General features: G+C 62.5%; 18 protein-coding genes and 1 tRNA gene. 10 read left to right on the top strand and 9 right to left on the bottom strand.

The features are described 5' to 3' along the window. The first annotated feature begins 14 nt into the window (after positions 1 to 14). Positions 15 to 89, top strand: a tRNA-Gln gene (locus tag HAHE_RS00310). 43 nt (positions 90 to 132) lie between these two features. Here the strand turns inward: HAHE_RS00310 and HAHE_RS00305 are convergent. Further along, positions 133 to 735: an RNA polymerase sigma factor gene (locus HAHE_RS00305; RefSeq protein ID WP_338687528.1), complete on the bottom strand. Its 603-nt coding sequence runs from the start codon at positions 733 to 735 to the stop codon at positions 133 to 135. 140 nt (positions 736 to 875) lie between these two features. Between HAHE_RS00305 and HAHE_RS00300 the strand changes: the two genes are divergently transcribed. Then, positions 876 to 2,027, top strand: a complete 1,152-nt coding sequence (locus tag HAHE_RS00300; protein ID WP_338687527.1) for an alpha-hydroxy acid oxidase — start codon at positions 876 to 878, stop codon at positions 2,025 to 2,027. Between the two features lie 79 nt (positions 2,028 to 2,106). Here HAHE_RS00300 and HAHE_RS00295 read toward each other — a convergent pair whose 3' ends face one another. Both HAHE_RS00295 and HAHE_RS00290 read right to left on the bottom strand, forming a co-directional pair. Beyond that, positions 2,107 to 3,660 (bottom strand): glucose-6-phosphate isomerase, encoded by a 1,554-nt coding sequence (locus tag HAHE_RS00295; RefSeq protein WP_338687526.1) that lies wholly within the window; start codon positions 3,658 to 3,660, stop codon positions 2,107 to 2,109. Positions 3,661 to 3,771: 111 nt separating this feature from the next. Next, entirely contained in the window at positions 3,772 to 4,299 is a 528-nt protein-coding gene (locus HAHE_RS00290; RefSeq protein WP_338687525.1) for an adenine phosphoribosyltransferase, read from the bottom strand. A 37-nt stretch (positions 4,300 to 4,336) separates the two neighbouring features. Here HAHE_RS00290 and HAHE_RS00285 point away from each other — a divergent pair, with 37 nt between their 5' ends. From HAHE_RS00285 to HAHE_RS00275, 3 genes are all read left to right on the top strand, one after another. Next, complete coding sequence (locus HAHE_RS00285; protein WP_338687524.1) at positions 4,337 to 5,017, top strand: sigma-70 family RNA polymerase sigma factor; 681 nt, start codon at positions 4,337 to 4,339, stop codon at positions 5,015 to 5,017. A 51-nt stretch (positions 5,018 to 5,068) separates the two neighbouring features. Next, positions 5,069 to 5,464 carry a hypothetical protein gene (locus HAHE_RS00280; RefSeq protein WP_338687523.1) on the top strand — a complete coding sequence of 132 codons (396 nt, stop codon included), beginning with the start codon at positions 5,069 to 5,071 and terminating at the stop codon, positions 5,462 to 5,464. A 96-nt stretch (positions 5,465 to 5,560) separates the two neighbouring features. After that, entirely contained in the window at positions 5,561 to 6,322 is a 762-nt protein-coding gene (locus HAHE_RS00275; RefSeq protein ID WP_338687522.1) for a PDZ domain-containing protein, read from the top strand. 6 nt (positions 6,323 to 6,328) lie between these two features. Here the strand turns inward: HAHE_RS00275 and HAHE_RS00270 are convergent, their stop codons facing one another. Then, positions 6,329 to 6,742, bottom strand: a complete 414-nt coding sequence (locus HAHE_RS00270; protein WP_338687521.1) for an Rrf2 family transcriptional regulator — start codon at positions 6,740 to 6,742, stop codon at positions 6,329 to 6,331. Here HAHE_RS00270 and cysE point away from each other — a divergent pair. From cysE to HAHE_RS00255, 3 genes are all read left to right on the top strand, one after another. Continuing rightward, positions 6,741 to 7,616 carry a serine O-acetyltransferase gene (gene cysE, locus HAHE_RS00265; RefSeq protein ID WP_338687520.1) on the top strand — a complete coding sequence of 292 codons (876 nt, stop codon included), beginning with the start codon at positions 6,741 to 6,743 and terminating at the stop codon, positions 7,614 to 7,616. The genes HAHE_RS00270 and cysE overlap by 2 nt on opposite strands. A gap of 46 nt (positions 7,617 to 7,662) precedes the next feature. Next, positions 7,663 to 8,676 carry a hypothetical protein gene (locus HAHE_RS00260; RefSeq protein ID WP_338687518.1) on the top strand — a complete coding sequence of 338 codons (1,014 nt, stop codon included), beginning with the start codon at positions 7,663 to 7,665 and terminating at the stop codon, positions 8,674 to 8,676. Positions 8,677 to 8,763: 87 nt separating this feature from the next. Continuing rightward, positions 8,764 to 9,879, top strand: a complete 1,116-nt coding sequence (locus tag HAHE_RS00255; RefSeq protein ID WP_338687516.1) for an aldo/keto reductase — start codon at positions 8,764 to 8,766, stop codon at positions 9,877 to 9,879. 79 nt (positions 9,880 to 9,958) lie between these two features. Here the strand turns inward: HAHE_RS00255 and HAHE_RS00250 are convergent, their stop codons facing one another. Both HAHE_RS00250 and msrA read right to left on the bottom strand, forming a co-directional pair. Then, on the bottom strand, positions 9,959 to 10,576 hold the full coding sequence (locus tag HAHE_RS00250) for a hypothetical protein (RefSeq protein WP_338687514.1): 618 nt from the start codon (positions 10,574 to 10,576) through the stop codon (positions 9,959 to 9,961). Between the two features lie 58 nt (positions 10,577 to 10,634). After that, on the bottom strand, positions 10,635 to 11,249 hold the full coding sequence (gene msrA, locus HAHE_RS00245; RefSeq protein ID WP_338687512.1) for a peptide-methionine (S)-S-oxide reductase MsrA: 615 nt from the start codon (positions 11,247 to 11,249) through the stop codon (positions 10,635 to 10,637). A gap of 115 nt (positions 11,250 to 11,364) precedes the next feature. On the opposite strand from msrA, the gene HAHE_RS00240 reads away from it, so the two are divergent. Then, complete coding sequence (locus HAHE_RS00240; RefSeq protein WP_338687510.1) at positions 11,365 to 12,297, top strand: ABC transporter ATP-binding protein; 933 nt, start codon at positions 11,365 to 11,367, stop codon at positions 12,295 to 12,297. After that, positions 12,294 to 13,310 carry a hypothetical protein gene (locus HAHE_RS00235; RefSeq protein ID WP_338687508.1) on the top strand — a complete coding sequence of 339 codons (1,017 nt, stop codon included), beginning with the start codon at positions 12,294 to 12,296 and terminating at the stop codon, positions 13,308 to 13,310. Before HAHE_RS00240 ends, HAHE_RS00235 begins: the two co-directional genes overlap by 4 nt. 12 nt (positions 13,311 to 13,322) lie before the next feature. Here HAHE_RS00235 and HAHE_RS00230 read toward each other — a convergent pair whose 3' ends face one another. The 3 genes from HAHE_RS00230 to HAHE_RS00220 all read right to left on the bottom strand — a co-directional run bounded on the left by HAHE_RS00230 (position 13,323) and on the right by HAHE_RS00220 (position 18,665). Then, a complete protein-coding gene (locus tag HAHE_RS00230; protein ID WP_338687506.1) occupies positions 13,323 to 15,308 on the bottom strand; it encodes an alpha-amylase family glycosyl hydrolase in 1,986 nt (661 codons plus the stop codon). Positions 15,309 to 15,406: 98 nt separating this feature from the next. Next, a complete protein-coding gene (locus HAHE_RS00225; RefSeq protein ID WP_338687504.1) occupies positions 15,407 to 17,533 on the bottom strand; it encodes a protein-disulfide reductase DsbD family protein in 2,127 nt (708 codons plus the stop codon). Between the two features lie 49 nt (positions 17,534 to 17,582). Further along, on the bottom strand, positions 17,583 to 18,665 hold the full coding sequence (locus HAHE_RS00220; RefSeq protein ID WP_425510997.1) for a quinone-dependent dihydroorotate dehydrogenase: 1,083 nt from the start codon (positions 18,663 to 18,665) through the stop codon (positions 17,583 to 17,585). Positions 18,666 to 18,669 lie beyond the last annotated feature (4 nt).

The following is an 18,669-nucleotide window of genomic DNA, read 5'->3' as shown; positions in this document are numbered from 1 at the left end:
GCCGCAGGCACCGGAGCCCCTTAGTGTAATTGGTAACACACCTGATTTTGGTTCAGTATTTCCAGGTTCGAGTCCTGGGGGGGCTGCCACTCCGGAAAGCGTTCCGTTCCGGAAACTGATTCCTCGGCCGCCTCAGTAGCCCGTCAGGTGCGAGAGCTTGTCCCTGAGCGTGGTCCGGGCGCGGAACAGCAGGCTCTTCACGGACGAGACGGATGTCCCGAGTACTTCGGCGATCTCTTCGTAAGCCAGCGATTCGTACGAGTAGAGAATGACAGCCGTTCGCTGGGCCTCCGGCAGGGAAGCGATCACCGTGTCGATCTCCTCATGCATCTCGGAGCGCTCGGCCTCCGCATCCGGCTCCGCCCGCGAGTCACCGGCAGGCTCGTAGCCGCGGTCCTCCTGACGCTCATCGACCGAGATTTCCTTCCGTCGCGAACGACGGCGCGATTCGTTGTAAACGAGGTTGCGCGCGATGGTGAACAGGTAGGTCGTGAACTTCGCTTCCGGGCGCCAGCGCTTGGCGTGCTTCCAGATCCGCAGGAAGACCTGCTGGGCAAGGTCCTCTGCTTCGATCGGATCGCGGAGCATCTTCGCGATGGTGCCGACCACGGCATTCTGGTGGCGCTCGACCAAGGCACGGAACGCCTGTTCGTCGCCCCTGCCGATACGCTCCATGAGCGCCACATCCACCGCGTTGTCGTCGTCGGTGGTAGGCGCTGGGGGTGTATCGGGCATGGTGAGAAACCGGACGGGCGTTGCGATCGCGCTCATGCTCCACGTTTGGAACCGGCGGGCGAGAAGGAAGTTGCGGCCGGAACGCAAGCCACGATGCGGACTTGCGGCGGCTCGCGGCCCGGAGCATCAATGCCGCGACAATGTCCGATTTTTTCGATTCCCAAGTTCCTTCAACCGAGCATTTGCGGGCAAAGGCCAAGCGGAGGATGCCCGGTTTTGCCTTCGACTATCTGGAGGGAGGCTGCTTTTCCGAGGTCAATCTGAAGCGGAATACCGACGAGATCCGGGAGGTCCAGCTGAAGCCGGTCTATCTGAACGACTACCCGGGTTCGGACCTCAAGACCGAGCTGTTCGGAGAGACCTATGACGCGCCGTTCGGGATCGCCCCGATCGGGCTGCAGGGGCTGATGTGGCCGAAGTGCTGCGAGTTTCTGGCGGAGGCTGCGGCGGCCCACAATATTCCGTTCGTTCTGAGCACGGTGGGTACCGCCAGCATCGAGGAGGTCGCCGAGATCACCGGCGGGAAGGCGTGGTTCCAGCTCTACCACCCGGCCGAGGATGACCTTCGCGACAAGCTCCTGGAGCGCGCTGCTGCTGCCGGGTGTCCGGTGCTCGTGATTCTGGCGGATACGCCGACCTTCGCCTATCGGCCGAAGGAGATCCGCAACGGACTTTCCATTCCGCCGCAGATGTCGCTGCGCAACGTGTTCCAGATGTGCACGCATCCGACGTGGTCATTCTCCCAGCTCGGAGCCGGCATTCCGGAATTCAAAACGATGAAGCCGTACATCCCCAAGGGGCTGAACATGAAGCACCTCGGTCTCTTCATGAACAAGACCTTCTCGGGCCGGCTCAATGAGAAGAAGATCAGCGCGATCCGCGAGCGATGGAAGGGCAAGCTCGTGATCAAGGGCATCGTCAACGAGGAGGACGCCGAGAAGGCGATCGGACTCGGCGTCGACGGAATGATCGTCTCGAACCACGGCGGTCGTCAGCTCGACTCCGGTCAGTCGACCATCAAGCCGCTCACCGCCCTGGCCGAGAAGTTCGGGGAGCGGACGACGATGATGATCGACAGCGGTCTGCGGGCCGGGCCCGATGTCGCGTCGGCGCTGGCCAGCGGAGCCAAGTTCGCGTTCATGGGGCGCACCTTCATGTATGGAATCGGAGCGCTGGGCCGCAATGGCGGTCACCACACCATCAACATGCTCAAGCGACAGCTCCAGCAGGTGATGGAGCAGGTCGGCTGCGCGAAGGTCGCGGACTTCCCGAAGTTTCTCCTGAAGGAGTGACGGGCGGGACGGCTGGGAAGCCGTCCTGCATCAGAAGAAAGTTCCTGGGGCGGCGGAGCGGGGGCGCTCCGCCCTACCTTCAGAGGGAGAAGGTGTCTTCGTTCGGTTCCTTGCCGAGGGAAGATTGGACCTCGCCGTTGGCGGCGAGGTGGTTCAGGCAGTGGTAGACGTCTTCGGGATCGGCATCGATCTCGTAGGCGATGTCGCCGGCGGTCTTGGCGTCGGCCGTGATCCGGCTGCGGACGCCGTTGAGAACATCCAGGAAATCGGCAGCCGCCTTCTTGCCGGCTTCGACACCCGGCTGGTGGTAGGCGTTGATGTTGACCAGTGACGCGTAGAACGACACGGCACGCTCGAAGAGGCCGATCAGCAGGCCGAGTTGGAACGGGTTGACCTCGGGGATCGAGAGGGTGATCGATCCGCGGCCTGACTGGTAGAGGGCCTTGCGGGTGCCGCGGAGGAAACCCTGCAGGTAGTCGGCGGAGGTGCTGCCGGGCTCGACCTCGATGGTGTCGCCGTCGCGGCCCTTGCGGACTTCGATGAAGGTGGCGAAGAAGTTCGGGACGCCGTCCCGGAGTTGCTGGACGTATGCGTGTTGGTCGGTCGAACCTTTGTTGCCGTAAACTGCGATGCCTTGGTTCACCTTGTTGCCGTCGAGGTCGAGTTCCTTGCCGAGCGACTCCATCACGAGTTGCTGCAAGTACTTCGAAAATAGTACCAGAGAGTCCTTGTAGGGAAGGACGACCATGTCCTTCTCGCCTTTGCCGTTGCCCGCGGCATACCAGCACAGCGCGAGCCGCATCGCCGCGTTGGTCGAGGCATCGGTCTTGCGGGTCTCCGCGTCCATGGCTGCGGCGCCTTCGAGGAACGGGTCGATATCCAGTCCCTGCAGCGAGGCCGGGACGAGTCCGACGGTCGACATCACCGAGGTGCGGCCACCGACCCAGTCCTCCATCGGGAAGCGGGTGATGAAACCGTGCTCGTCGGCGAACTTGTCGAGCTTCGACCCGGTGCCGGTGACGGCTACGGCGTGTTTGCCGAAGTCGAGGCCGGCGGCGTCGTAGGCGGCCTTCGCTTCGACCATGCCGTTGCGGGTCTCCGGCGTGCCTCCGGATTTCGAGATCACCAAAACGAGGGTGGTCGCGAGGCCTTCCTTGCCGATCGATGCGAGCGTCCGGTCGATTCCGGCGGGGTCGGTGTTGTCGAAGAACAGGATGGGAAGCCTCGCTTGGTCGCCGATTGCGTCGTTGACCAGCTGCGGGCCGAGGGCCGAGCCGCCGATGCCGATCAGGAGGATCCTGCGGAACTGGCCGCCGCCCGGAGGAGCGACCCGTCCGGTGTGGACCTGCTCGGCGAACTCCTTGAGGGCGGTCAGTGGCTCGGTGATCTGGGCGCGCAGTTCGTCGTTCGGGGCAAGGGAGGGCTGGCGGAGCCAGTAGTGTCCGACCATCCGTCCTTCATCCGGATTGGCGATGGCCCCGGATTCCAGTGCTTTCATGTCGTCGAACGCTTTTGCCACCTTGGGCTCCATTTCGGCGAGGAAGGACGCGTCGAGGTCCATCAACGACGAGTCGAGGGAGAATCCGAGTTCGGGATAGCGGATGACGGAGGCGGAGTAGGTATCGAAGGACATGATCGGGATGGTGAGGGGGGCGGGGAGGGGACTTAGGCGAGCGGGAGGCGATGGGCAAGTGGCGGGAGTGTCGTGATCCGCCGGATTACTGCTGCCGCGGATGAATTGGCCTCATTCATACTGGACGATCGACTCGATCCGGTGGTCTCCGAGCTTGTCCCGGCCTGACAGGCCGTTGAGTTCGATCAGGAACGAGACCGCGACGAGATCGGCGCCGAGGCCGTCGAGCAGCTGGACCGCGGCGGAGGCGGTGCCGCCCGTGGCGAGGAGGTCGTCGACTAGCAGCACCTTCTCGCCGGGATTGACGGCGTCCTCGTGGATCTCCACCTCGGCCTCGCCGTATTCCAGCGTGTAGGACAGTCCCCGGGTGTTCCACGGCAGCTTGCCCTTTTTGCGGACCGGGACGAACCCGGCGCCGAGCCGGTCGGCCACCGCGGCGGCGAAGATGAACCCCCGGGCGTCGATGCCCACGATTTTGTCGATGGCCGTGCCGCCGGCGGTGTCGCAGAGCAGCGTGATCGAGTCCTTGAAAAGTCCCGGATCCGCGAGCACCGGCGTGATGTCGCGAAAGACGATGCCGGGCTGGGGGAAATTCGGAATGTCGCGGATCGCGGAGCGGATCGATTGGGCGGAAGCCATGGGCGGAGGCTGGAGCAATCGGCGGGCCCGGCCAAGCGTGATCCGCTGGACCGCTTTGCTGCTGACAGGGGCCGCCGGGCGTGTAGCCTTGGGCTCGTTCACCCCTGTTCCCCCGAAAATGCCGGATGACACCCCAAGGCCGGATCCGGACGAAGATCTCGTGACGCGCGCCCAAGAGGGCGACACGCGTGCGTTTGACGCGTTGATCCTGAAGTATGGCGAAAAGCTGTACGGCCTGATCTACAACATGACTTCCAACAAGGAGGATACCCACGACCTCCTGCAGGACGTCTTTGCCCGGGCCTATCATTCGCTGCCGAAATTCAAGGGAAAGTCCACGTTCTACACTTGGATTTACCAGATCGCGGTCAACATGACCCTCAACTTCCTCAAAAAACGGAAGCGGCGCACGGGGCTGAGTCTGAACGAGATGGATTCGTCGGTTCACCAGGATCCGGCACTGGTGGATACGGGTCGGGATGCCGACCCGGAGCGGCAGGCGAATGTCCACGAACTGCAGAAAAGATTGAACGAAGCGATGCAGAGCCTGTCTGAATCCCACAGAACGGTGGTGACACTGTTCGACGTGCAGGGCCTGCCACACGCCGAGATCGCGAAGATCCTGAAGGTTTCGGTGGGGACGGTCCGATCACGTCTCCATTATGCCCACCAGCACCTTCAGACCTACTTGCAAGACTTCTGGGAACAGAGATTTTAAAAAATCCTTGCATTTTGGTTAAAAGTTTAGATTCTTTAACTATTCGCCGCCGTGAAAATCAGCGACCAAGAGATCGGAAACCTACTTGCTCTCAAGCGCCACGAAGGGCCGCCTGAGAGTTACATGGAGGATTTCCTTCGCGAGTTCCACCAACGCCGCCGTGAAGAGGCGGTTCGGGGGAGCCGGGTTTCGGTCCTGTGGCAGCGCTTCACCGACTGGCTGTCCGAGCCGGGTCTGGCGAAGTGGGCCTACGGTGCCGGAGTAGCCTACGCCGCAGTGCTCGCCATCGTGATTTCGATGCCCCGCGGTCAGGAAGTGGAGTCCATCGTTCCGGAAGCCGTTGACCATCGTGTGGTCGCCCCGGTCGAGAATGTGGCTCCGACCCAGCTCGACGAGCTTGATCTCCGTCCGTCTTCCGAAGGGAAGATCGGAGAGCAGGAGTTCTAAGAGCGGCGCTTTCGGATGTCCCCCCTCGGGAAAACCCGGCGTGCCGTCGCCGCGGGCGTCTTCTTTGGATGCATCGCCGTCTGCCTTGGCGGTGACATGTTGCAGACCCGCTTCGGCTCCGAGTCGCCATCCGCCGCTGCGTTCGTGATTCAGGGTGGCCATGAAGCGATCGGTCTCGCGGTGGCCGGGAAAGATCCGAAGCAAGTGCAGCTTGTGGGAGCCCCGAGCCCCATCACGCAAACCGTGGTCGATCCGGTTTCACGACTTGTGGTTTTCCGTTCGAGCGCGCCGCTGGGAACGGGTTGGAATCTTTCCCGTCAGGCTCCCGCGGGCGGTGTGCTCAAGCTTCCCGGTGCGGCTGGCAGCCTGAGAATTGAGGCGCAGGTTGAGGAAATCGGGGGTCGTTTCCTGCCGTTTACCCTGCTGCGTCTCGGTCACGGCGATGGTCCGGCTCCTCAGCCGGGCACTCCTCTTCTCGATGCTTCGGGCTTGGTTGCGGCGGTCGCTCACCGGCCTGCGGACGAGGACTCGATCTATGCGATTCCCGCCGAGGTTCTGAATCATGTGCTGGAGAGCGCCCGCACCGGCTCCGTCACCCGTGGATGGGTCGGTCTGACGCTGCAGCCGGGCGCCGATCCGCCAGAGATTGGCCGGGTGGTAGCGGATTCGCCGGCAGGTAGGGCCGGTGTGAAGGCCGGCGATGTGTTGTTGGAAATCAACCGGCGTCGGATTCGCGACTACGGAGACGCGGTGAACGCCTTCTACCTTCTTCGCCCGGAGGTGTCGGTCCAAGTCAAGGTGCGACGTGGCACGGTCGACGTGGTGATGGAAGTCACGCCGGGCAGGAGCCGGGATTGACCGGCTTCAGATGTAGTACATCGGCTCGCCTCCGCGTTCGGCGAGCTGTTTGAGGGGAATGGCGGCAAGCTGTTCGCGAGTGGCGGTGGTCACGGACTCCCACGCGCGCTTCACAGCCGCTCCGCAATCGCCTTCCGGCTGCGTCGATGTCGCGAGCAGCGACGGTTCGACCGCCTCGACGATGTCGAGCAGCGAGATCGCATCCGGTTGTCGGCCGAGCAGATATCCGCCGCCCTTGCCGCGGCGGCTCTCAATCAGTTGGCCCCGCCGGAGGTCATTGAGTATCTGTACCAGAAAATTGGCGGACACGGCTTCCCGTTGCGCAAGCTCCTCAAGGCGTGTAATCGTGCGCCCGTCATGGCGGCGGGCGAGCTGCGCCATCGCGCGGCACGCATACTCGAGCTTCTGGGAGATACGCATGGATTCAAAGCAGCACAGCGAAGACGCTCGGGAAAGGGCGAAGGATGTCCGTATCTGCCGGTCGGCATCGGTCGATGTCGCGGAGGTATGGGAGCGGATCCGGGATGCCGCGGCCAAGGTGCACGACGAAGAGCACGGATTGCGGATGCTGGTGAAAGGGGTGATTCTCGATCAGCCGTGCCTTGGTTCGGCGGTTGGAGTGCGTCTGGCGCGGAAGCTCGCCCGGGAGGACATGACCCGGGAGGAGCTGAATCCGCTGCTGGCGGGCATTTTGCGGGAGGACGAATCGCTGGTCCGGAGTATCGCCCGTGATCTCTGCGCGATCGTCGAACGGGATCCGGCCTGCGATACGCCGTTGCAGCCGCTGCTCTTCTTCAAGGGGTTCATGGCGATCTCGACCTATCGCATTTCGCACCATCTGTGGTCGAGGGACCGCCGCGATCTCGCGTTGTATTTCCAAAGTCTCGCCAGTGAGGTGTTCGGCGTGGATATCCATCCGGCAGCCCGGATCGGGTGCGGAATCCTGCTCGACCACGCGACCAGCTTCGTCGTCGGGGAAACCGCGATCGTGGAAGACGATGTCTCGATTCTGCACGAGGTGACGCTCGGGGGCACCGGCAAGCAGACCGGCAACCGGCATCCGGTGGTCCGATCCGGCGTGCTTCTTGGAGCCGGCGCGAAAATCCTGGGACGCGTCGAGATCGGAGAAGGAGCAAAAGTCGGCGCGGGCAGCGTTGTACTTGCGGATGTGCCTCCCCATACCACGGTTGCCGGCGTTCCGGCGCAGATTGTCGGCGAGGCCGGCGAGGATTCGCCGGCGCTCGAAATGGACCAGAGCCTGCTCTGCCGGCGGGCGCAGGAAAGGAGCTCCTGATGGCGCTCGCCAAATCGCCCGTTAGGTGCTTGAATCCCAGCAATTCATGAGTGTTTTCCGAGGCCTTCCGCTGCTTGCCGCACTGCTCTTGTTGGGTGGTTGTGACGAGGCCGGAAAGCTGTTTGGGGGCGGTGGTGGAAAGATCGCCTCATCAACTCCCGCTCCCGGCGGCGACGTTGATCCGGCGTTGGCCTCCCAAGTCCAGCGGTCGGCCGATGGAGTCACGTTCCGACGGGACCTGGATTACCCGAGCCAGATTGATGGTCGGCTCAACATCACGCGGAAGTTCGACAATTTCCGGAAGGTCGAGACTTCCGCCCTCGGCAAGGAGATCAGCGTTCTCAATCACAAGATCGAAACAGAGGTCACCTTCGTGAAGGAGCCCGGCAGTTACCGGATGACGTTGGTGAAATCGAGCCGGAGGATCATTGAGGAGAAGGACAAGGAGCATCTGCAACAGGCTCCCGACGCGACACCGAATTCGGCGGCCGACGTGCAGGGGGGACGCGAACTGGAGGGCGAGAGTCTGGAATTCCTGCTGACCACGGATGGCTGGAAGCCGAGTTCGATGGGGCAGGAGGCGAATTTCAAGAAGGTGGTCTGGGCTGACGCGCTCAAGGATCAGGTGGCGATGATGATGGTGGAGTCCGGTGCCCATCCTCGTGTGCAGTGGTTCTCGTCCTCGCGGAAGTGGAAGCCCGGCGATCGCATCGTGCTAACCGGAAGTTCGGTCAAGGTGCTCGATCCCTACAACGTGGTGGGTCGCGTGGAGCTCGTTTTCGAAGGTGAGGAAGCGGTGGGAGGTCACCCCTGCGGCGTCTTTTCCGTGGTCGGCGAACTCAGTCTCGACGACCAGGCGGGTCTCGACGGTCGTAAGGTCGATTCCGAGATCACCATCACGCAGGGCCGGATCTGGGCCTCGCTGCTCTATCCTCTCCTGATGCGGGAGGAATACGAGTCAGTCCAGACGGTCGACTCCGACGGCGGCAGTGGTCCGCGCGCGCGGATGCAGGGGAGCGTTTCGGAGATCCGGTCCCGGGTCTGGGCACCGAGGGAGTAGTGGCCGGCAGTTCCCGAATCCGCTCAGAATTCCCGCGGATTCCCTCACGCCGTTGACCGCAGCGATCATCCGAACTATTTCCCCCGCATGGATCTGACCACGACTGCTTACGGCACCTGGAGCGGGGGACGCTTCATGCACTTCGGCGAGACGCTGAGCGAGGAGCGCTACATGGAGTGCATCCGCACGGCCTATGAGGCGGGCTTCCGCACCTTCGTGACCTCCGACGTGTACGGAAACGGCAAGGCCGACGAACTTCTCGGCGAGGCACTCGTTGGGATCGATCGGGACAGCTACTGTCTTGTTGGGACACTCGGGCACGATTTCTACCAAGGTCAGCGTCAGGGGAACCGCGGCTATCCGCGCTTCACCGACCCGGAACTGCGTGGTCCCGAAGGCTACAAGGCCTACCTGCGGATGGCCTGTGAGAAGTCGCTCGAGCGTTGCCGGACCAACCACTTCGATCTCGTGATGCTCCACAATCCCGATGAGGCGGGCTACACCAGTCCGGCGGTGTGGGAAGGCATGAACGCGTTGAAGGAAGAAGGTCTGAGCGATCGGCTCGGCATCGCACCCGGCCCGGCCAACGGCTTCACGCTGGATGTGATCCACTGCCTCGAAAACTTCGGTGACCTGATCGACTGGGCGATGCTCATCCTGAATCCGCTCGAACCATGGCCGGTAGGACTGGCGCTACCCGCTTGTGAAAAGCACGGGGTCAAGGTGCTGACGCGGGTGGTCGACTTCGGTGGGTTGTTCTTCGGCGACATGAAGCCGGGTCACGAGTTCAAGCCGGGCGATCATCGGGCGTATCGTCCCGAAGGTTGGGTCGAGCACGGTCTTGAGAAGATCGAAAAGATGAAGCCGATCGCCGAGCGTCACGGCCTGAGCATGGTCGAGTTCGCCGCAATTTGGAACCTTAGCCAGAAACCCGTCGAGTGCGTCGTGCCGACCTTCATTCAGGAGGCGGGCGACGATGCGCGTCCGATCGAAGACCGGATTCGCGAGTTCGCGGTGATGCCCGACGTCCGGCTTTCTCCAGAAGAAGTCGAGGAGGTGAAGGCGATCGGTGACAACACCGGCTGCATGATGCTGAAGGGTGCCAGCAAGCGCCACGAAGTCAGCGAGCGTCCGGACGAATGGCCGATGCGCGAGGACCTGCTTGAGCTTGCCGGACGCTACGGGCTCGGGGAGGAGTGGTAGCGGTTCTGTTCGGAGGATCGACGCTTCTGTCGATCAAGACCTCTGCCCATCGACAGGAATGTCGATGCCCCGGAAAGGCTTAGCCTTCCGCCAGGTGGCGGACGCAGAACTGTGACCAGGTTTCGAGTCGGTCGAACATCGGGCCATTGAGTTCCTCGAGCTCGGTGAAGGTCAGGTCGGCGAGAGCATCCTCGTTGGAGTGGATGGCGTCGGACTCGATTTCGATCAGGTGGACGACCCCCAAGTGGACTTGCCCGACCGGGTTGGTGTCGTCATTGAGCAACGCGATGATCCGGTTGGTGTGCGGGACATCGAAGCGCAGTTCCTCTTCGAGTTCCCGCTCGACGGCGGCCTGGTAGGCGTCGGGGCCGGTCTTGCCGCCACCGGTGTCGACCGGGTTGATGTGGCCGCCGACGCCGACCGAGCGCAGCGCGTGGAGGCGGCTTTCGCCCCCGGACTTGCCGCGGGTGTAATTGAGGACCCGCGTCCCACAGCGGATCACGCAGTAGGGAATCAGCTGCTTGTGGGTCGGATCGTCCTCGGCGGCCGCCCGATCCATGAAGAAGTGGCTGGTCGGATCGAGCAAGCGGGCGATGGCCCCATCGAGACCTTCGGTCCGGATTCCTTCGAAGGCTCCGAGTTCATCGAACAGGGAGCGGGGTACGACGAGAACCTCTTCACCGGCATATTTGGACATGCCGCGGAAACTGCGGTTCCAAGTCCGGAATGACAAACGGCAAATGCCGAAAGGTCCGTCAGTGATCCAGCTTGAGCTTCTTCAGCTTCGGCTCGATCACCATTCGGCAGTAGCCGTTCTTCGACTTGTTCTCGGCATAGAAATCCTGGTGGTAGTTCTCGGCCGGATAGAAGGTCGAGTCCTTGGTGATCTCGGTGACGATCGGGTCCTCAAAGTCGCTGGCGGCCGCCTTCTTCGAAGCCTCGGCAATCTTCTTCTGCTCGTCCGTATGGTAGAAAATCGCGGAACGGTACTGGGTGCCGACGTCCGCGCCCTGACGGTTCAGCGTGGTCGGATCGTGTAGCTGCCAGAACCAGGCGATCACCTTTTCGGTCGAGATCTTCTTCGGATCGTAGACGACCTGCACCACTTCGGCGTGGCCGGTAGTGCCATTGCAGACCTGCTCGTAGGTCGGATTGGCAACGGTCCCACCCATGTAGCCGGAAACGGCGGCGTGGACACCGTCAAGCTGGGCATAGACGGCTTCGACGCACCAGAAGCAACCGGCTCCGAGAGTGATGACTTCGGCTCCTTCGGGAACCTTGGGGGCCTCTGCGGGCTTCTTTTCTTCTTCGGACATGGCGTTGCAGGAACTGAACACGAACAGGGTGAGAAGGGAAACAAGCGCTTTCATGGGAGTGGGAGTTTCGGGGGTTCGCCCCTATTCCGATTTGCTGGGGAACTTAGCCGGGATCCGGCAGACGTAAAGTCGCCTCGGTTTTTCTTTCGGACCCCGGGGAGGCCTCGCTATGACAGGCACCGTGGATGGATTGGCAATCGAGATCAAGCGGCTGCGCAAGCGCTACGGGCGTTTCGAGGCGCTGAAGGGTGTCGAACTCTCGGTCCGCGAGGGGTGCGTGTTCGGGCTGCTCGGTCCCAACGGCGCCGGCAAGAGCACCTTGATCAAGTCACTGCTGACCATCGTGCGGCCCACCGAGTGCCGCGGGCGGTTGCTGGGGGAGAGGATCGGTCACCGACGTACTTTGGCGAAGGTCGGCTATCTGCCCGAGCATGCCCGGTTTCCCGATTACCTGACCGGCCGCCAGATCGTCGAATACTCGGCTGGGCTGGCGAAAGTCCCCGGCAAGCTCGCGCGTCAGCGCACCGGAGAACTTCTGGAAACCGTCGGGATGAGCGACTGGGCGGACCGCAAGAACGGGACCTACTCGAAGGGCATGCGCCAGCGGGTCGGACTCGCGCAGGCTCTTGTGAACGACCCCGCCATCGTGTTTCTCGACGAGCCGACGGACGGGGTCGATCCGCCGGGTCGGGTGGAGATCCGCAAGGTGATCGAACGGATGCGCGACGAGGGCCGGACGGTGTTCGTCAACAGCCACCTTCTCGGCGAAGTGGAGCAGATCGCTGACGAGGTCGCGATCATGGCGGCGGGTAGGATCGTCAAGTCCGGCACGACCGACGAGCTGACCCATCGGGCGCGGACTTTCGAGGTCCGGTCCCTCGGGCCGGTTCCGTTCGACCTGAAGGATCGCTTCGAGGCGGACGGGGCAACGGTGGCAGGCGACCGGGTAACCGTAGCCGCGGACGATGCCCGGGGCGTTCAGTCCGTCATCGACGCCCTCCGCGCCGCCGATGTCCCGGTGCGGGAGGTGAAGGAGTCGAGGTCGTCGCTCGAGGAGGTCTTCATGGAGACGGTGAAGTTCGAAGGGAGGCAGGCGCCATGAGAGTGATGCTGGCTGTATTCTCCGACTCGGTCCGCTTGCTACGGGCGAGAAAGTTGTTCGGGATCTCGATGGCGATCTCGCTGATGGTCGCGCTTTTCTATGCCTCGATCGGTTTCGATGAGAACGGCATCACGTTTTTCTTCGGCCTGAAGAAGTTCGAGGAGCCGGCCTTCGCCGCGGGCACCAACGAGTCGGTGGCTTTTTACATCCTGCTGTTCACCGACGTCATCGTGCGTTTTTGGCTGGCTTGGGTGGTGGTCTTGCTCGGTCTCATTTCGGCCGTGTCGATTTTTCCCGACTTTCTCGCCGAGGGATCGATCGGCACGACACTGTCGAAGCCGGTCAGCCGGGTCGGCATCTTCCTGCTCAAGTATCTGTTCGCACTCGGGTTCGTTGCGGTCCAGGTGGCGATCTTCTCGCTGGTGGTGTTCTTCGCGCTCGGACTGAGGATTGCCGAATGGAACCTCGGGGTTTTCTGGGCGGTGCCGCTGGTGACCTTCATTTTCAGTCTGATCTACTGCGTATCCGTGCTCCTGGCGGTGTGGACGCGCTCGACGGCCTTTGCCCTGCTCGGCGGACTGGGGATCTGGGGCGTGTCCCTCCTGATGGGGTGGGCCGAGGATGTATCCTACAAGATGGGTGTCATGTTCCCCGAGATGGGGGCCGAGATCAGTCTGGAGTCGGGGCAGGTCACCGACGCCGACGAGGGTGCGGGCGAGGGTGCGCGTAGTTGGAACGAGACGTTCAAGGCGATCGGCACCCCGTTTCCGAAGACCCGCGAATGCACCATCTACATGAAGAAGCTGATCCGCTTCGAGGAACGGCCGTCGCTTCTCTCCGGAGTTACCTTCGACATGCTCTTGGCCGGCATGTCGGGCGACCCGATGGCTCGCCAGGTCACCGAGAAATACGAGCAAAGGCACTCGCTGTGGTACATTTTCGGCACCTCGGCGGTCTTCGAGGCGGTCGTTCTCGGGCTCGCGCTGTTCTCCTTCTGCAGGAAGGATTTCTGATTGGAGCGCCGGTCAGACCGGTGCGAGCACAATCACGGTGCGAGCCGGAGTGTAGACGCTCAGTTTGCTGTCGGCATCGACGCTGTGGATGCACGAGGTGTCGACTCGGTCGTGGCCGCCGGTTTCAGGGTCATCGCTTGAGAGGACGATCCTGTAGTCTCCCGAGCCACTTACGTGGAACTTGTAGTCGGGAACCGAGCGGTCGGTTGACCAGTTGAAGACGAAGATCAGAGGGCCGCGTGACACGCAGAGCACCTTGTTGGTGCTGTCGAGATTGAGGAGTTCGGCAGCCTCGTTGCCCGGCAGTCCGTAGTCCCTGCCGAGTTGCAGCATCTTGCGGTCGAAGGCGGCGAGGAACTTGTACTTCAGTGCCGGGTTGTCGACCAGCGACCATTGCCGGCGGCAGTAGTGGTAGGACCAGTCGTTGCCCTCCCGTGGGAAGTCGAGCCACTCCGGGTGGCCGAACTCGTTGCCCATGAAGTTCAGCCAGCCTTCGCCGGCTAGAGCGAAGGTCACGAGCCGGATCATCTTGTGCAGGGCGATTCCTCGCTCGATGACGGGATGGGGGTCTTCGACTCCCATGTGCCAGTACATCTCCTTGTCCATGAGCCAGAAGGCCACGGTCTTGTCGCCGACCAATGCCTGGTCGTGGCTTTCGGCGTAAGCGATGTTGGCCTCCCCGTAGCGGCGGTTGATCAGGGTTCCCCACATCTCATCGAGGTTCCAATCCTCGTCACGGGTGTGCTTGAGCAGCTTGATCCAGTAGTCGGGCACACCCATCGCCAGCCGGTGGGTGAATCCCACGCCGCCTTCCTCGATTGGGCGGCAGAGGCCCGGCATCCCGGACATGTCTTCGGCGATCAGCAGGCAGCCGGGTTGCAGTTCGCGGGCCAGTGAGGTGGCTTGCTGGAGATAGAGGATCGCGTCGTTGTCGACGTCGTGGACGAAGTATTTGTCGTAGTGGTCGAAGGCGGTCGATCCGCGGTGCCAGTAGAGCATCGAGGTGACGCCATCGAAGCGGAAGCCGTCGAAGTGGAATTCCTCGATCCAATAGCGGATGTTCGAAAGCAGGAAGCAGCGGACTTCGGGGCGGCCGTAGTCGAAGCACTTCGAGTCCCACTGCGGGTGTTCGCCGCGTCCGTCGGCGTGGAAGTAGAGATTGCCCGAGCCGTCGAGGTCATTGAGGCCCTCGGCGAGGTTCTTCACCGAATGAGAGTGCACGATGTCGAGCAGCACCGCCAGCCCGAGGCCGTGGGCGGTGTCGACGAGGTATTTCAGGTCTTCCGGAGTGCCGAAGCGGGACGAGGGCGCGAAGAAGTTCGAGACGTGGTAGCCGAACGAGCCGTAGTAGGGGTGCTCCTGAACGGCCATCAGCTGGACCGTGTTGTAGCCGCCCTTGGCGATACGCGGCAGCACGGTGTTGGCAAACTCGCGGTAGCTGTGGATGCGGGGTTCTTCGCCCGACATGCCGACGTGGGCTTCGTAGATCAGCGGGACCTTGACCGATGACGGATCGAACCGGTTCTTCCACTGGTAGCTTTCGTCGGGCTGCCAGACTTGGGCGGCGAAATCGTGGGACGTGGGGTCCTGCACCGCCCTCAGGGCACAGGCTGGAATACGGTCACGGGTCGTGCCGTCCGCTCCGGTGATGCGGAGCTTGTATTTCTGCCCGTGGCGGACCGAATCCGCAGGGAGCTTCGCCGACCAGATGCCGTTGGATCCCTTGGTTAGCGGGGAAGCCTCGCCATCCCAGTCGTTGAAGTCGCTGACCAAGCTGACCGCTTGGGCCGCCGGGAGCCACTCGCGGACCAGCCACGTGCCGTCGGGCTGGAGGTGGAGGCCGGTGAGCAGATGGCCATTGGCGTAGCCGGCGATCTTGCCGTTGGCGTCGGCGATGTGGGGCAGCGAGTCGTAGAACCGCTGGCGCCGGGCGAGGATGTGAGGGGTCTGTGGCTCCAGCCACGGATCGTTCTTCACCAACACGGGAGTCTCGCTCATGGCAACACCATGAGCAGCTTCCGGGCCGACGCAAAGAGTGGAGTCGGTCAGGATGGGAGGTGAAGCTAAGGGAAACGGCTGCCACCGGTTGGCTTTCGCTATTCGGTGGGGGCAGGAACCTCCTTGGTGAACAAGTCCTTGAGGTAATCGGCCGACAGGATTTCGGGGGTAATGATCGGCTCCTTGCCGGGAACGTAGAGAACGTTCACCGGGATTGCACTGCGGCCGAGCTCTTCCAGCTTAGCGTCAATCTCCGGGTTGGCTTTGGTCTTGTCCGCCTTGAGCGCGACAATCCCACGCTCTTTCATCAGTGTCGCGACTTCCTCAGGATAGGCCCGCTTCTTGTTCACCTGACACGTGGCGCACCATTGTGCGGTGAAATCGACATAAACCGGTTGCCCGTCCGCGAGCAGTTCCTCGACCTTGTCGCTGCTCCACGTGTCCCAGGTGATCGATGACTCAGCCGGAGGCTTGCATGCGATGAATCCAAAGACCGCAAACACCACAACCAGCGCTTTGGCGGCCCAACGGACCGCAGGGCTCTTGGCCGGCGTATCCCAGCGACCGAAAATCCAGCCTGCGATCGCGATTAGCGTAAGTCCCACGACGACGTTGAGCATGTTGCCCAATCCGATCTGGGCGGTGTAGACCCAGAGAAGGAATCCCGCTGTCGCGAAAAGCAGGAATGACATCGCCTGCTTGAAGGATTCCATCCAAGGACCGGGCCGCGGGAGCATCTCTACCAACTTGGGGAAAATCGACAGGATAAGGTAGGGTAGGGAGAGCCCCAGGGCCATGAAGGTGAAGGCGAGGAAGAACTGAAGGGCGGGGAGTGCGATCGCCGCCCCGATCGCCGCGCCGAGGAATGGAGCGGAGCAGGGTGTGGCGACCACCGTGGCGAGGATGCCGGAGAAGAACGAGCCACTCAGCCCCTGCTTGGATTGGAGGGATCCTCCAAATCCGGTCGCGGATGCTCCGATCTCGAAGACTCCGTACATGCTCAGTCCGAGAACGAACATCAGGAGCATCAGGACGAGGATGGTCCATGGATTCTGCAACTGATAACCCCAGCCGATCTCCTGTCCCGGCGCAGCGCCGGCACGCAGGGCGAATAGGATGCCGCTGAGGATCCAGAAGGAAACGAGCACGCCCAATGTGAAGGCGAGGCCGTGGAAAATGATCTTTTTCCGGTCCTCGCCCGCCTGTTGGACGAAGCCCATGATCTTGAGCCCGATGACCGGGAAGACGCAGGGCATGAGGTTGAGGATCAGGCCGCCGATGAGCATGCCGCCCAAGATGGGGAGCAGTTGCGAGAACGATACAGGCGGTGCCGGCGCTTTGCCGAACTTCGTGAATGGAATGGCGACCGCAGGTCCGTCCTTCAAGAGGAGGATGCCACTGATTCCATCGCCTTCGATTGGGACAGGCTTGTCGGCGATGTCGATGGCCTGCTTCAGCGGGAGGGAAATGGTCCCGTCCTCAACTGACGCTGCGGTGAAATCAACGGGGGCAACGAACGGTTGGTCAGGTGCGAACGCGATGTTGCCCTTGATCGCTTCGGCCGTCTGACCCGAGATCTGGAGTGTCACCTCCTTGCCTTGGCGTATGACAAGCACATCACCCGCTGCCCCCGGAAAAGAAGAACCGCTCGACGCCGCAAGAGCTTGGGGGAGTGCGGCCCGGGCTTCGGAGAAGAGTCCCGCCTGACCCGGATCAGTCACGGCCTGTTCACCCACGGGAAGCTCGAGGCTGAGGGATTCCTCGTCGTTGATGCACTTGCCGGGCTGGCAATACTGCCATGTCGCCTCGGCTCCCAAAGTGACGTTGGTTCCCGGCTTGAGGTCGGCCGGTGGAGTGATCTCGGCGAGCAGGGTTGGGCCTTCGGCGTAACCGATGCTGGTTCCGAAGTCGGAAGCGAACAGCTCGGGTGTGGGCCACTGCAATGCGGCCGCCTTGAAACCGTCAGGCAGGTTCCACGTGATCTCCGGAGGGAGTTCGATGCCGCCCGAGTTCTTGTAGTAGCTGTGCCAGCCTTCCGGGTGGGAAAGATGGATCGCTACGGTAAATGGCGTACCGGGAGAAATGGCCGACTGCTCGGAGGTGATGGTGCCCTTGCCGATTTCCTTCGGGTCTGAGGCGTCCAGCGAGAACGGCTCGACTTGGGCGCTGCCCGCGATGGCGGTCGCGGCGTAGAAGATCGGGATCAGGCGGTTCAGGGGCTTCATGAGTCTTGGGATTGTGAGGGCGAAGCGGCGGGAATCATCCGAAAACCTTTCAAAGGGGCTCGGAAACGAGCCTTTCGGCGCAGTTTCGGATCAAGTCCGGCCCTTGGAAAATGAAGGCCGAGTAGATCTGGACGAGGGAAGCTCCCGCCCGGAGTTTCGATACCGCATCGCCGGGTGATGAGACGCCGCCGGCGCCGATGATCGGGACCTGTCCGCCGAGTTCCGTGGCGAACGCGCGGATCACTTCGTTGCTGCGCTCAAGCAGCACACGGCCGGACAGGCCGCCCGCCTCATCGGCGAGGCGATGCCCTGCGACGGCGTCGCGCGTGATGGTCGTGTTGGTGGCGATGAGTCCGTCGAGACCGCCATCGAGAAACACCCGCGACAATCCGGTGATGTGCTCCGGGTCGAGGTCCGGCGCCACTTTGAAAAGCAGCGGCACCCGTCTGCCGTGTTGTTGCTCGAGCTTCGCCTGCTCCGCTTTGAGGGTTTCCAGAAGTTTCGCCGAAGCCTCTTCTCCCTGGAGGTCGCGCAAGCCCGGGGTGTTGGGGGAGGAAAGGTTCACCACGATGTAGTCGGCGACCGGGTAGGCCTCCCGCAGGCAGATGAGGTAGTCATCGGCCGCACGCTCGTTGGGCGTGTCCTTGTTCTTGCCGATGTTGAACCCGATCACGCCTTCGAAGCGACGCGACGCCCGGACATTGCGCACGCCTTCTTCGATCCCCGGGTTGTTGAATCCCATGCGGTTGATGATCGACTCGTGTTCGACGAGCCGGAACAGCCGGGGCTTCGGGTTTCCCGCCTGTGGGCGTGGGGTGATCGTGCCGATCTCGATGAAACCGAATCCGAGGCGGCCGAGCGCATCGATCGTGTTTCCTTCCTTGTCGAGGCCGGCGGCCAGTCCGATCCGGTTGGGAAATCTCAGGCCCATCACCTCGACAGGGGCGATGCACTCCGGCTGCGGGTAGAGCAGGGGAAGGATGCCGGCCCGCTCGGCGGCACGGAGGGCGCGCAGGCTCAAATGGTGTGCATTTTCCGCATCGAGTCGAAACAGCAGGGAACGGGCGAGGGAGTAGGCGGCGGACACGGGGGGAGATTGTACATCCTTGGCCGGGGGTCCAACGCTGAACATCCGC

Origin of the sequence: Haloferula helveola (genome assembly GCF_037076345.1) — a bacterium.
Classification (GTDB): domain Bacteria; phylum Verrucomicrobiota; class Verrucomicrobiia; order Verrucomicrobiales; family Akkermansiaceae; genus Haloferula; species Haloferula helveola.
Note: the sequence above shows the minus strand (reverse complement) of the source record. Positions and strands in the feature narration are given on the sequence as shown.